Origin of the sequence: Atlantibacter hermannii, assembly GCF_009907385.1 — a bacterium.
Taxonomy (GTDB): domain Bacteria; phylum Pseudomonadota; class Gammaproteobacteria; order Enterobacterales; family Enterobacteriaceae; genus Atlantibacter; species Atlantibacter hermannii_A.
The window spans coordinates 1-14143 of sequence record NZ_JAAATR010000071.1; the positions used below are offsets into that span (position 1 = coordinate 1).

Consider the following 14143-nt stretch of genomic DNA (forward strand, 5'->3'; position numbering starts at 1 on the left):
GCCATGGAGATTTTTATAAATGACTCACCTTTTACTATAATAAGGGATATCTATAAGCCGTCTGAATTCATTGAAGTTTACCCAAGTTTGTATGAAGAAAAAGATTCTTTTTTACCCGGAAAATATGCACCTAACTTCAAAATAACAAATGCTCCGGACGGTTTTTTTTCTGATTTTTTAATGGATAAACTTAATTTTCCTAAACTGAAGCTAAAAGTGTCACCAACTCAGGAGATATCTAAGTTTCAAAGACTAAGCTTCAGGAACATTATGAAATTCGCCTATGTTAATCAGGATGACATGGGAAGTAAGTCACTATTAAATTTAACTGAATGGGGACGTTACACCCAAACAAAAGAAGTATTTAAGTACATTTATAATTTGTTCGACGCAGATATAGCCGATATTGAATCTCAAATTTCAGAGAAAAAATCTGAACATGCAAGGTTAGTAAAGAAATATGATAACGTTGCTGAGTTCCTAAGAGAAACGGGCTATGAAAGCATATCATCTTTAGATGATGCAATAACCGAATGTGATATCCTAATAGAAGACATTGAAGAGTCTCTTTCAGAAATCAATGCTACTATGACAGCTGATTCTGAAAATTATAATGAATTAAAGTCACTCCATAATGAATTCAATTTAAAAATAAAAGGTCTAAATAAAAAGTCTATCGAGCTTAGCCACAAGAAAGATCAGTACATTAGACTTAAAAATGACTATTTAAATGACGTTAAAAAGATCAAGGCGATTCACATCGCGAATGAAAGGATTGGCTCACTAGTAGATGTAAAATGCAACTGTCCAATCTGTGACAATATAATGTCAATTAACACCACCGATGGCGGATTCATTAATTCAAAACCAGAACAATTAGATGAAGAACTTAAGTCATTAATCAAAAGAACAAAATCAATTGAAGAATTGATAATAGGTATTACAGCTCAACAGCATGATATGTTAGTTAGTAAAAATATATTAGAAAAAGATCTTTTAAAGGTAAGTGAGATGATCGATTCTGAATCTAGGGAAATGATCACTCCATTTTTAACACAGCGAGATACTTTAATCAAAGAGGTTGTTAGCACAAAAAAACAGCGAGAAAATCTCGTATCAAGCCTGCGAGTAAGAAATCATCAAGAAGAAATTCTAGTTAGACAAAAAACATTAACTGATAACTTAGAAAAATTAAATCAAGAATTGGACCGACTCAGATCTAATGCTCCAAGTATAGATGGTGTACTATCAGATTTAGCTGATAACCTAAACGATTTTCTTGCTAAAATTAATATTAAAAACAGAACTGGGATAGATATTAACAAGACCCATTTTTCGGCAATTGTTAGAGGGAAGGACTACTTCAATATTACCTCAGGTGGATTGAGAACAATAGTCTCTATTGGATACATGTCCTCCATACTCAAAAGCTCAATTAAGAATGATATTAATCACCCACGTCTTTTGATGCTCGACACAGTTGGCAAATATTTAGGGAAAAATTTAAAAGAAAAATATGTCGAGCTTACTGATAAAAAAGAAGATGCGATTGAGGGTGCTTCTGACCCCTTAAAATATGAAAAAATATACTTCAATCTTATTGATATTTGCAATTATGCGGAAAAAAATAAATCCCCAATTCAGATCATAGTAGTTGATAATGACGTGCCCGAAAATTTGGCCGAAAAATTGAGGGAAATTACTGTCGCACAATACAGTTCAACCGGTGAAAATGGTTTACCTATTGGTCTTATTGATGATATTTAGTTAAAATTCCGCCTTCTATGAAGGCGGTATTGTTTTGATATTTAAAAATCGAACGGCTTATATGTGAAATGCTTACACTCACTGTGACTAATTAAACTAAATGCCAAGTAGCACTTCATATACAAACGTCTAAAACGCGTCGGAGCATTCATTGAAGAAATACTTTCTATTAATTGGATGCATTACCTTATTTCACAACCATCGAACCCCAGAGCCATGTCGTAATAACTATTGTCATTAAAATACCACGGGAGGATGCGTGGCTGATTCAACATGAGGGCATAATAATATCGAATTTTAGAGTAATTATCTTTTCTTATCGCTTTATGCCGCAGATACAAATTTCTAGCTGACACACTAAAACCAGCATTTTTAAATCGTGAACTAATTTTTTCCGAAATTGCAAGACTATTATCACTCTCACAATAAATCGCAGCCCCTGGTACTACCCGACGGATAACCTCAATATAAAATGCCCCCAGCGTTCCCAGCCAACGTCCCTGCGTGCCATCAAACATCCGTTTATGAAAATAAAATTTGCTCATGTTTTTAAGAAGCATTATGGCATTTAAACCCGAAACATCACCTTTACACTGAAAAATTACAAAGATACCCGGATTATCTTCCAGTAAAAAAATATCTACAAGCCTTTTATAGTAATCAGCAATACTCTTTCGCTCTGAACAGGATATTCGGAGATCAGAGTCGGGTAAAATAAGTGTACGATTATTATTGAGGGATGTTATCACCGGCAACGCTCTTTGCAGCATCTTAAATTCAAAAAGTAAGCCTGCACGAATGAATAACAATGATAATTCTGAATCAGACTCCTTCACAAATTTGTCACAATGACTGGAATATTTCCCACATGAAATAATATCAAAATTCACCAACTCCCGATAAAAACAGAGAGGGGCATCAGGATACTCCAGTGCATAGCAACATTCGGTAATACGGTATCTGATAAAATACGGCATGGTAGAAAAGACCTTATCATTCACTAATTCTTCTGTTGCCTGTAAAAAGAAGTCCCTGTCCACACCATTATAATCGGCAATATTGCAAAGTATGGCGATACTACAATTTCGGTTGTGTTCAACAATTTGCCCATGAAGCTCCCTGTTATAAGGCGTTTCACCATCAACACCTTTATTAATATGCTCAACTGTATCCGAAAAATAGCTGCTATCAATAGACAAGTAGATTTCAAGAGCACCCAGCAAATAATGCTTGGCTATCTGAGCCTGTTTCCCAGTGATCCCTGCCTTCTGAAGGATACTATTGATTCTGCCAAAAATACGACGATACCACTCTTCTGCAATTGGGTCTGCGCATATGAGACTCATCACCACCTGACTAAAGTGAAGACTGTCGATAGCATCAAACGCTGCTTTCTGTACTGATGTTGTGGCTGGCATATTCTAGTGTCAAAAAAAGTAAGTAGTTATTGCCAATTTTAGACACCATTCGACTTCATTACAATCCATCGTATACCAGCCAGTCGGCTCAGGTATTGAATAACGGAGAGCCGTTATTAAACAAATAACTTACATCTTTACAGTTCAATGAGGTAGAAAGATGACCACCTACACCCAGACGGTAAAAATCCTGCGCATGCGAGCAGTTGCGGCCAAACTCGGCATCGCTCGTTCCACCATCTACGACTGGCTTAATGCTAAGTCGCCACGTCATGACCCGGCATTTCCGAAACCTTATCCGCTAGGCAAGCAGTCTGTTGGCTGGCTCGAATCCGAACTTGATGAATGGATTCTGAAACGCCGGGCTGCATAGCCTCTCTGGCATTCTGTTGCAGCGAATACTGCACTTGAACTAACACAAACCAATAGTTAACCCCCACCGTATGCCCTTACCCGGCAGGGTAAGTCGCATCGGTGATGTCACTTTTGAATTAATATAAAAATTCCAGGAAAATAAAAATGAACTATTTACCGTTGATGCCTGTATTCCAGCACCAAACCATTCCTGTCCCAACCATCCCTGTATGGGCGTTTACATCTGTGATGCAAAATGCCATTAACCATCTACAGGATGGGGGGAAGATTCCGGTGGAATTAGCTGTCAATGTAACTTTGGCCGCTGTATCTGAAGCCTGTCAGCCCTTGGTTGAAGTGATCAACCCTTATACTGATATGCCTGAACCCTGTGCACTTTACATCGTGACCCTGGCAGATTCAGGCACAGGGAAATCGACCGTAAACAAACTGCTCAGGGAGCCATTCGACAAGCTTAAAGCTGAGTTGGATGAAGCCTTTCAGAAGGAATTGGCTGCATACGAGCGTGATTATGCCGTCTGGGAGACAAAACTTCAGGCCCTGAAGAGCAACCTGCGTACCGCAGTCAAAAAGCGCCTCTTTCCCAGCGACGCTGAAGCTGAACTGGCATTACATACGGACCTGAAGCCCAATAAACCTGTATTGCTCACCCTTGCCTACAACGATACTTCGGTAGCTGCACTCATTGAAGGATTAAGTGAATATCCAACTGCAGCCGTGAACTCCGATGAAGCGAGCGGCTTTTTTGAATCCTGCGTGAAAGATAATCCAGCATTTTTTAATAAAGCCTGGGATGGTGATCTCTATAAACACAAACGTAGCCATCAAGCCACCCGCAGTTTTAAACCGACACTGACATTATCGTTAATGTTGCAGAGACATCTCTTTCTCAATTTCATGAAAAAGAATCAGGACAAGCTTTTAAATAGTGGTCTGTTAGCCCGTTTCCTGTTTACGAACATACCCACTAAAAATGTCACGAACATGGGCCATCGTCATTGCTCGAGTGATGAAACTGCAATACCTCTTTTTCATGAGCAGATTAAGAAGCTACTGAAAAAGCAGAAGCAACAAATCATTTCGGGTAAAACTGAAAAGAAAGCACTCAAACTTTCCCCTGAAGCTGCAGAGTTTTGGGAGAATAAACGTGATATCTGGATTTCTTTACCAATAAATGATCCTCGTTGGCGTTGTGTTGATTACATGCTGCAGAAAGCCAACACTAATACATTACGTATTGCAGGGTTGCTTCACTTCTTCTCTGACCAAGAAACAGAAATTATTCCACTCAGTGTTATTAAGAGTGCATCCCTTATCATGGATTGGTATCTCAACCAAGCAGTATCTTGGTTTTATCAGTTCACTGATGAATATAAGTTTTATCAGGATGTGGAAGAACTCCGCCAGTGGATTTATAATAAATTTACTGCCAATGGCTGGCTCCCATTCAAAAAGAATGACATCATCAAGTATGGACCCAATAAATTCCGCCGCAGCGACAAACTTGAACCTCTGATGAATTACATCATTGGTCAACCAGGAACGGGTTTTTTTACCACATTCCGGACAAGTGCTCATTCAGCCGAGTATATTACCTGGCGCATGAACAATGGCTTTTACGCCCAACTCGCTGCACCTCCGGTTCAATACTTGCCACAACAAGAGCCCAAGTAGATTAATTAATCTGGTATTACTAACCACTTGTACAAAGTAACACCGTGGCAACAATTTATGCTACTGAATTGTTACCAGTCCCATACTCAACAGGCTCATTGACACATCCGTGTCATGGGCCTTTCTCCTTAAAACCAACGCATCTCTTTGTCATTACCCTGCTACAATTGCTACTGTAGCGGTTTGTAGCGACCTTTTGAGATACTCATCCTGCGAAAACACATTAAATCGTTCAGTTTTCATCCAACGCAATGCCCGGTAAATTGTACTACCAGAGCATAGCTCCTTCCCATCAATATCTAGCAACGTTTACACCATTTTACAACCAAACTTGCTACAACGATTTTTTCCCCTGCTACAACCCTATTCCATTCTGTCGTATACCGGTTCTATTGAATATATCAGTACTGACTACAACCAAAATTACGCTTACCATCAACATGGCTTTTCGAGTAGAGTTTAGCCGTATACTCGAGATGCTGGAATATCTGATCATAATTAAGATGAAAGGTTTTGCTATTAGTATCCAGCATAATGCTACCCTCAAGCACAAAATGCACCGACCGGTAATGCCGTTGATAATCAGGTTGTGTATGAAGGTTCAACGCCCTTACCCATGCCTCCATAATCATCAAGGCCAGATTATGTATATATACATTCCCAATAGGGCAATATGTACCGGTACTGTAGTACGCATCGTTATTCAGCATCAATGCAATATGATAATGCTTCTTACCCTTGACCTCACCAAACTCTCTTGACCAGACATAACGAACATTGCAGGGATGGACTCGTTTTCCTTCTCTTCGCTTACGCTTCTGTGTTTGTTTAATCTGAGCCTTTAGTGATTCCATAAAACGCGTTATCAGTGTTGAGTCATCACGGTATTGTTCATATACCTCATCGGGTATTCTTAAATCTATTCTTCGAACGTATGTCCTAGGGTATTCTCTAAGCGATTTATTCAACGTGTCATGGATACGGTTGATATGAAGTTGGTTACAGCGTCCATGTAATCTGCTGATGTAGGGTTTCATGTTTTAGTCCTTGTGATAATCATCTCAATATAATAAACCTGATATGTAATTAATTACTCTTCAGGTACTAGTATTGATTGTTAAAGGTGAGTGTTGTTAATGATTGTTATATACGCTCTATCTTTATTATTATAATACAGTATCAGACAGTAATTACTGCACTGATGTTACTTTTGCTATAGTAGAAGGAAACACGTAAAACAGGCAATTAACTTACATAATATAACTCTGAAGTTAATGTTGCAGAAACAGCATAAAATTAAGTCGTAAATACGCACTATCCTAGGTCCAAATTGCAGATAATTTCAAACCTATATCACCCAGATGAATCAGTCTGACAAATGTCATTCGGTTGCTACAACTTGTTGATCTGTCAAACCGATCGATACTCAACGTTAAATAGTTTAAATCTATCAATAAATAAAATTTGATCGATAAGGCAATAGTTAATAACGATCAATTCCTAGAAACTGATCTGTATTAACGATTATCTGCTAGCTCATTTTATCAATACGATCAGCGTGCTCCCCTTAAAACGGAAGCGGGCTTTTTTGTATCTAAATCATCAGGAAAGGAAACCAGAATGCTCAGAAACTATTATGCAACTCTGGCTGGATTATTGCTGCTTAGCCACAGTGCCAGCGCCGTACAGGCTGACCAGCAATGGGGGGACTGGTACGGGAACATCAGTGCCATGGAGTTTGAACTCAATACTCAAAATGCTTCAGGCGAAGTGCTCACACTGACCTGCACAAGCGGAAAGCTGGCTGCTGCTTACAGCGTACCTGCGGAGGATTACCGCGTCTCGTCACAAACAGGGCTTTCTGATCCTGGAGTCAGTATCAATGGTACAAACCATCCTCTGGATGAAACGACCTTTACTGCGCTAAAAGCGACAAGTCAAAAAGACGTAATAAAAATGACCTCTATGAATGCCGCTATCTCTAAAAAATTCAGCGCCAAAGGGCTGAATGAGGCACTGGCTGATGCCACATGGCAGGACTGTATTAATCATTAATTAAATGAAAGGAAACCTTATGCGTAAACTCGTTGTTTTATCTCTCAGCTCTGCAGCACTGTTTATTCCATTGGTCTCGTCTGCAATGACAATTCACGGCGACATACATCCCGAACGCTATACCTTCTTTCTGACTCAGGAAGGCAGTAATCAACTGAAACAGGCAAATGACCGGATAGCGAAGAACCCGCAGGCTTATACACTTGATGTGAATCATACCGGCATTCAACCCTTTGACGCTGTTCGCTGGGACGGGAAGCCTGTAAAAGCCGTCACCTGCGTCATGGTAGACGGCGTGATGATGGGACAAAAAGCCACGTGGTCACAATGTAAAGACGAGAGCGGTGCTGAGTATTTCGGCAATAAAGGCTGGCTAGTACGTGATTACGTAGCAAAAGCCTGTGAAGTCGGAAAATCAGATTGTCCTGTTTATCTTGTGCTTCAGACGGATCCGCCAACACTGCGCAGCGATATGGTGAATTACGTTCCCGCTCCTAAAAATTTTAATGCTTCGACAAGCCTGACGGATGAAATTAAATCTGAAGGTTGCCAGATGGCGGATAACTCATTTGAACATGCCAAAAGTAGTCTGCGTTGTCGTGCCATCAATACCGTGCGTTTCATCCGTAAACAAAATACCGAAGCGGCATATGAAGCTGATCTCACTACTACAACGGGTGAAGCACTAACCATGTCAGTGGGATACACCTACGGTAATGCCTCCAGCAAAGAGCCGGGCTGGCGCACAATTTCGGTCAAACAGGGAGACATCATTACTGATATCCGTAAGCAGGGCCAGTGGGTTCCCAATGGTTATAAATAACCTTATCAGCGAGATAACTTTTTATTCGGCATTCAGCTAACGGAGGTTCAGTGGGAAAAATATTACAGCAGGAAACGCTACCAACCGTGGACTGTAGCTGGCAACTTGTTTTGAGTGTTGCCGGTGTGACATTGATGCGCAGCAATTCTGTTGCAGTTAAAGCACTAGGTGCCAGCATCACCACACTGAGTCTGATACGCATCATCAAAAAACTCGCCACACTTGCCTAATCTCGCTTGCTGCAAGCTCAGAGGATAAAAGCAATATGTCTGAAAATCCCCAGGGAAAACTCAAGGGACTGAAAGAGAAATTAAATCTGCGACGAAATGTATCCGCCACTGATAACAAGGATGAGCAGGTAGAAGAAAATGTCAGTGAGCCAACTACAGAAGGACCAGAAACCCGTACTACCCGATATAAGCGATTGCTCGACAGTATCGTTATCAGCGGTTTGCTGAACATTGCCGAGGATAAACTCAGTGACGATGTGTTTATCGAGTCGATGTTCAGTAAGGCTTATGAGCTTCTGCCTGTGCCGGTCAGACTGGTTGTCCGAAGGGAATGGTGCCTGAAATATCTCCAGTCACGGAAAGCTCCGTTACTGACGCAACTCCAGCTCTACCGGGCCGAAAGGCACGGTTCAGCAGAAACGATGCCGCCTGCCCTGGAACCCACGTTACCAGCAGCGACCTAATCAGACTCATTAATAACAGACAGGGCCATCCTTAGGGGTGGCCTTTTTTATGTCCATTTTCCAGGAGTTTTTATGACCCGTTTAACCAGCCGCTTCGGCTCAGTCAATCTTGTTCGCCGCGACCGCCCGTTAACCCGTGACGAACTGGCGCACTATGTGCCGAGTGTCTTCAGCGAAGACAAACATGAATCCCGCAGTGACAGGTACACCTATATCCCGACTATTTCCCTGCTCGATAACCTGCAACGTGAAGGCTTCCAGCCATTCTTTGCCTGCCAGACCCGGGTTCGGGACCTGAGCAAGCGAGAGCACACCAAACACATGCTGCGCCTGCGTCGCGAGGGCCAGATCACTGGTAAACAGGTGCCAGAAATCATCCTGCTTAACAGCCATGACGGCTCAAGCTCATACCAGATGTTGCCGGGGTTATTCAGATCGGTTTGTCAGAATGGGCTGATTTGCGGTGAGTCGTTCGGAGAGGTGCGCGTGCCGCATAAAGGTAATGTGGTGGAGAAAGTCATAGAAGGGGCTTACGAAGTACTGGGGATATTTGATCAAGTGGAAGAGAAGCGTGATGCCATGCAGTCGCTGATATTACCGCCACCGGCACAGCAGGCGATGGCGAAAGCGGCATTAATCTACCGCTTTGGTGAAGAGCATCAGCCGGTATCGGAATCACAGGTTCTTTCCCCGCGCCGCTGGCAGGATGAGAGCAACGACCTGTGGACCACATACCAGCGTATTCAGGAAAACCTGATTAAAGGGGGGCTGTCGGGGCGAACAACCAAAGGCAAACGTGCCCACACGCGTGCTGTAAAAGGTATCGACGGTGATGTGAAGCTTAATCGCGCCCTGTGGGTAATGGCAGAAAGTCTGCTGGATAGCATGAAGTAATGCAGCGTATTGCCGATTAGGAACGCGTGAACAATTGTTAAGACATTCATTTAGCGGAGAATCCTGTTGAAATTATAAGGAATGTGTGGAATATTCAAGACTGGTGTGCAGGCAGAATTTTGAATTGTGTTTCGCAATTCTTGATTTCAAGGGCTCAAGCTCTCGCTGCTATGATTCTCATAGCAGTATTTGCTGATAATATTGTAAAAGTGCGTAAGAGTGCCTGCACACCGCTATTCAAGGAGCAGTGATGACTACCCGCCTAGATAAATTAAAATCATGTAATTCCAAACCCGATTTAGCACGGCTTTTAGGAATTGATCCCGTATTTATGACGCGCGTCATATATATAAGAAATACAGATAATCTTTATTCACAATTCACTATTAAAAAAAAGAATGGTAGTGATAGACACATATCAGCCCCAGATCCTGAACTCAAAGAAATTCAAAGTAGACTTTCCGACTTACTTCAAGATTGCTTAAATAACATTCGAGAAAACTCAAAAGAAGATAATAATTTCTCCCATGGATTTGAACGCAATCGTAGTATTATTACAAATGCAGAAAAACATAAGTCAAAGAAATGGGTTTTAAATATTGACTTGAGCAATTTCTTTGATGAATTTAATTTTGGAAGAGTTAGAGGTTACTTTCTAAAAAATAAAAACTTTTCTCTTAACACAGAGCTTTCTACTTTAATAGCTAAAATCGCCTGTCATCAAGATAAGTTACCACAGGGAAGTCCCTGCTCTCCCGTCATAACCAATTTAATTCTAGTTTCTTTAGATAGGCGGCTAAGTAACTTGTGCAATCGTGCAGGTTGTACATATACACGATATGCCGACGATATAACAATATCTACCAATAAAAAAGAGTTTCCTCGGGCTATTATTAAATCCCACAACGAGAACTCCATAGATTTAAATAAAAAATTTCTAAAGGAAATAATTTCTTCAGGCTTTCAAATAAATGTTAATAAATTAAGACTTTTTGACAGAAAATGCCGTCAAGAGGTTACGGGGTTGACAGTTAATAGGTTTGTAAATGTCGATAATAAATATGCCAAAAAAATTCGCGCAATGGCACACAGTCTGTTTACTAAAGGGGAATACACATTAACAGACAAAAAAACACGCGAACAAAGAGCAGGTAATATCAATGAGTTAGGTGGGATGCTTAGCTTTATTGATTATGTCGACAAACACAATAATAAACTTCCTCATACCATTAAAACCTCGCTTAACAAACGAGAAAATGTATATTCTGATTTCCTTTACTATTCTGCTTTTTGGGCAAACCCAAAGCCAACTATCTTGACTGAAGGAAAGACGGACATTACGTACCTGCGAGTAGCTCTGGATTCTTTATCAGCAAATTACCCTAACCTGATTGGCAATAAAAAAATGGGTAATAAAACCGTACGAGACTATGGAGTTAAATTCTTCAAAAACACTACTAAAAGTAAGTATTTTTTAAACTTAGATGGTGGAGCATCACACCTTAAAGACTTCATTGTTGGCTATGAAAAAAAGACAAATGCGTTTAAAGCAATCGCCGATCAAAAACCTGTCATTATTGTTTTAGATAATGACTCAGGTAGTGGTGGATCTAATGGGATCTTCCAAACTTTAATAGGGAAAGCATTCCCTAACATTACTTTATCGAAAGATGAGTTAAGAAATCAAAAATGGACTTGGGTTACAAAGAATTTGTATTTAATCTTTACCCCTCTCAATGGATTAAATGATAGTTCGATGGAGGATCTTTTCCACAGTTCGGTCTTACAAACCAAACTGGGGGGAAAAGTATTTAATCGAACGAATGCAAAATGCAAAGATAATGAATATGGCAAAGAGTTTTTTGCTACTGGCGTGGTGTTAAAGCAACGTAAAACAATTAATTTTTCGAACTTTAACTACATTTTTGAATCAATCAGCGAAATAATTGATCACAATGCTTCAAGGAAGCCTTAATTGGAACCATCTTAAAAATGTTGATTATAATAATCAATACTTTCTGATTGAATAAATTGTAACTTTGAGTACGTACAATTTTAAGATCCCCGCTGGCGATACCAGCGGGCGACAACTTTTACAACTCAATTCCATCACTAAAGCAGCGACCAGATTGAGGTGAGGCGATACTCGTTAGAGATGTCCATGCCAGTCCGCGGCTCGAGTCCCGCAACAGATGTTCACTTGTCTGCAAAACATCATCACGTCCTAGCGCTTAACGACACACCATTTCTGACCGCGACCGATATTCTCAGAGATAGACGAGCTACCAGGCTGATGAGCACGTAAATTGTGTAAGCCCCCTTACCCATCCTTCATTTATTTCCCCTCTAAAGGCGTGAAAAAACTTTTAGGCACCTATATAGGCACCCAAGGAAAGTTGAATCAAAGATTAGATTAAATATTTCAACCAATTACAGCACCAATTCAGACTCCGCCAGCCCACCAAATAAACATGGACAGTGGCAGGACAGTAGCTTTAAAAACAGCAAGTTAGCCACTTATCCCGGACGGTGACCGGACACCAAAGGGACAAAAAAGGATACGCAAAGGAGCCGCGGCTCCCAAGTGACATTAAAGCCCGCATATGCGGGCTTTTTTTGTTTCGTTTAAGCATGAGGGATTAAGCATGGCAAGCGTATTTCTTAGTCACAATTCTGCCGACAAACCCTTTGTACGGCGCCTTTCAGCATCATTACAAGCAAATGGACATGTTGTTTGGCTTGATGAAGCAGAAATCAATATCGGCGACTCTCTGATTGAAAAAATCAGAGACGGATTAGACAAGGTCGATTTTGTTGCTGTGGTGCTTTCCCAGAACTCAATCGCAAGTACGTGGGTTCAGCGAGAATTAGATATAAGTTCCAACAGAGAAATTGCGGAGAAAAGGGTAATACTTTTACCACTAATGCTTCAGCAAGTGGAAATGCCGGGTTTTCTTTATGGTAAACGATATGGTGATTTCACTTCCGAGGACTTATACGAAAATTCACTAATTGAACTGTTAAAAGCGCTAGGTCCTGTCGATAAAAAAATTAACGAATCAACCCAAGAAATCGAAGCATTACGCGCAGAGCTCGAAGCAGCAAGGGATCATCTTGCCGGGATAGCTAGATTGCAGCAGCATCAAAGCAGCTCTTTTACATCTAACTGGACCGCAGAATTACGCGCTGCGGTGGAGGAAGATAATAAGAGGAATCCTCAATATAAAGTCATTAATGATTCATATGCATTTAATGCCATAAACGACTCATCACCTGTTACTTTAGGTTATTTGTTATGGGCAATTAGTAAAACAATGCGTCAAGGATCACATCCTCTAGATGCTTTGATGGCTATGGGAAATACCCATCATAAAGCTGAAGCGATGATCAACGCTTATATGGCTTACCTCGGCAGTCCTTCCGCTGACTAACATGGGGTGTCAGGGGTCGGAGGTTCAAATCCTCTCGTGCCGACCAAAATTCCCTAAAAAACCAACCCATTGCGGTTGGTTTTTTTATGCCTGCGATTTGTCGATGGTAAAACAATGGCAAAATGATGGTAAAACCCCTGACCAGTCTTACGCCCTAGATCACTGGTATGTCGTCAAATTCCTGACTCCGGGCATCGTTAACGATGTATGCCACCACCCCAAAAATCTGATCATCATCATCCGCCAGCGTCGCCTTTTCGAATGTATCCAGGTGCTCCAGGTGTGGGGATGGATAGAGGCGCATTCTGCGAACCTGATAATCCCCTGCCAACGCGCAGACCACAATCGAACCGTCGAGCGCTGGTAGTGAACTATCGATAACAAGTAGCGCGTCTTTCATGATCCCTGCCCGCCAGTGCATCTGACCAGCACGCATAAAGTATGTGGCGTGGGGTCGCTTAATAAACATGGCATCGAGCGAGAGCGTGGTTTCAGCGAAGTCGGCTGCCGGCGACGGGAATCCCATGTCAGCGCCCTCCGTTCCGGCCGGACAACATAAACGTGCGGTTCTCGCTGGCATCCGGGGTAATGTCACTGAAAACGGAAACCGACATTTCGATCCAGTGGTTTGCCGTTTTCAGTGAGCAGCACCAGTTTATGCGGCCCAACTCATGCACAAAGTCTGCCGTATTTACTGTCCTTTTTCCGCCTGGCGCTGTGTGCATTGCGGATCTGAACGCCGATTCAATATCATTACGACGCGGCATAAAACTCCCTCCAACTAATTATACTGTTTTTATATACAGTAGTTTTTAACCATCAGGAGATCAATGCGGGCGCACCTATCAATTATTGGGACTGAGCCTCTTCCTCTCGATCCATTTCAAGCGCCAGCGCCATCTCTTCCGCCCGTCGCGCCTGCTCAACATTCCATTCGCTGTTTACCGGCATTTCGACACGCAGGTCTACACAGCGGCCAGCAGGTATATCAACCGGGTCACCATCGTTTATT

At 41.5% G+C, this 14143-nt stretch carries 13 protein-coding genes; 10 read left to right on the top strand and 3 right to left on the bottom strand.

Annotated features, from left to right (window positions below; all coding sequences use genetic code 11):
- A partial coding sequence (locus GV764_RS22155) for an exonuclease SbcC (RefSeq protein WP_161661143.1) occupies nucleotides 1–1767 on the top strand: 1767 nt, incomplete at its 5' end.
- Nucleotides 1768–1949: 182 nt separating this feature from the next.
- On the opposite strand, the gene GV764_RS17000 is transcribed toward GV764_RS22155, so the two are convergent.
- Nucleotides 1950–3185, bottom strand: coding sequence for a hypothetical protein (locus tag GV764_RS17000; RefSeq protein WP_161661144.1), 1236 nt, complete (start codon nucleotides 3183–3185; stop codon nucleotides 1950–1952).
- A gap of 160 nt (nucleotides 3186–3345) precedes the next feature.
- On the opposite strand from GV764_RS17000, the gene GV764_RS17005 reads away from it, so the two are divergent.
- Together GV764_RS17005 and GV764_RS17010 are read left to right on the top strand one after the other, a co-directional pair.
- Entirely contained in the window at nucleotides 3346–3558 is a 213-nt protein-coding gene (locus GV764_RS17005) for a helix-turn-helix transcriptional regulator (RefSeq protein ID WP_087634265.1), read from the top strand.
- A 146-nt stretch (nucleotides 3559–3704) separates the two neighbouring features.
- Nucleotides 3705–5234 carry a DUF3987 domain-containing protein gene (locus GV764_RS17010; RefSeq protein ID WP_161661145.1) on the top strand — a complete coding sequence of 510 codons (1530 nt, stop codon included), beginning with the start codon at nucleotides 3705–3707 and terminating at the stop codon, nucleotides 5232–5234.
- 401 nt (nucleotides 5235–5635) lie between these two features.
- Here the strand turns inward: GV764_RS17010 and GV764_RS17015 are convergent, their stop codons facing one another.
- The gene (locus GV764_RS17015; RefSeq protein WP_161661146.1) at nucleotides 5636–6271 is read right to left on the bottom strand and encodes an inovirus Gp2 family protein; all 636 of its coding nucleotides are present in this window, start codon (nucleotides 6269–6271) and stop codon (nucleotides 5636–5638) included.
- Nucleotides 6272–6854: 583 nt separating this feature from the next.
- On the opposite strand from GV764_RS17015, the gene GV764_RS17020 reads away from it, so the two are divergent.
- The 7 genes from GV764_RS17020 to GV764_RS17050 all read left to right on the top strand — a co-directional run bounded on the left by GV764_RS17020 (nucleotide 6855) and on the right by GV764_RS17050 (nucleotide 13131).
- Nucleotides 6855–7289, top strand: coding sequence for a hypothetical protein (locus GV764_RS17020; RefSeq protein WP_048222195.1), 435 nt, complete (start codon nucleotides 6855–6857; stop codon nucleotides 7287–7289).
- Between the two features lie 19 nt (nucleotides 7290–7308).
- Nucleotides 7309–8112, top strand: a complete 804-nt coding sequence (locus GV764_RS17025; protein ID WP_161661147.1) for a hypothetical protein — start codon at nucleotides 7309–7311, stop codon at nucleotides 8110–8112.
- A gap of 50 nt (nucleotides 8113–8162) precedes the next feature.
- Nucleotides 8163–8342, top strand: coding sequence for a hypothetical protein (locus GV764_RS17030; RefSeq protein WP_161661148.1), 180 nt, complete (start codon nucleotides 8163–8165; stop codon nucleotides 8340–8342).
- 35 nt (nucleotides 8343–8377) lie between these two features.
- Nucleotides 8378–8806 (top strand): hypothetical protein, encoded by a 429-nt coding sequence (locus GV764_RS17035; RefSeq protein WP_161661149.1) that lies wholly within the window; start codon nucleotides 8378–8380, stop codon nucleotides 8804–8806.
- 72 nt (nucleotides 8807–8878) lie between these two features.
- Nucleotides 8879–9700, top strand: a complete 822-nt coding sequence (locus tag GV764_RS17040; RefSeq protein WP_161661150.1) for a DUF932 domain-containing protein — start codon at nucleotides 8879–8881, stop codon at nucleotides 9698–9700.
- Nucleotides 9701–9950: 250 nt separating this feature from the next.
- Nucleotides 9951–11675: a retron Ec67 family RNA-directed DNA polymerase/endonuclease gene (locus GV764_RS17045; protein ID WP_161661151.1), complete on the top strand. Its 1725-nt coding sequence runs from the start codon at nucleotides 9951–9953 to the stop codon at nucleotides 11673–11675.
- A 670-nt stretch (nucleotides 11676–12345) separates the two neighbouring features.
- Nucleotides 12346–13131, top strand: a complete 786-nt coding sequence (locus GV764_RS17050) for a toll/interleukin-1 receptor domain-containing protein (RefSeq protein ID WP_201743240.1) — start codon at nucleotides 12346–12348, stop codon at nucleotides 13129–13131.
- Between the two features lie 154 nt (nucleotides 13132–13285).
- Here GV764_RS17050 and GV764_RS17055 read toward each other — a convergent pair whose 3' ends face one another.
- Nucleotides 13286–13657, bottom strand: coding sequence for a HumD family translesion DNA polymerase (locus GV764_RS17055; RefSeq protein WP_161661153.1), 372 nt, complete (start codon nucleotides 13655–13657; stop codon nucleotides 13286–13288).
- Between the last annotated feature and the right edge of the window lie 486 nt (nucleotides 13658–14143).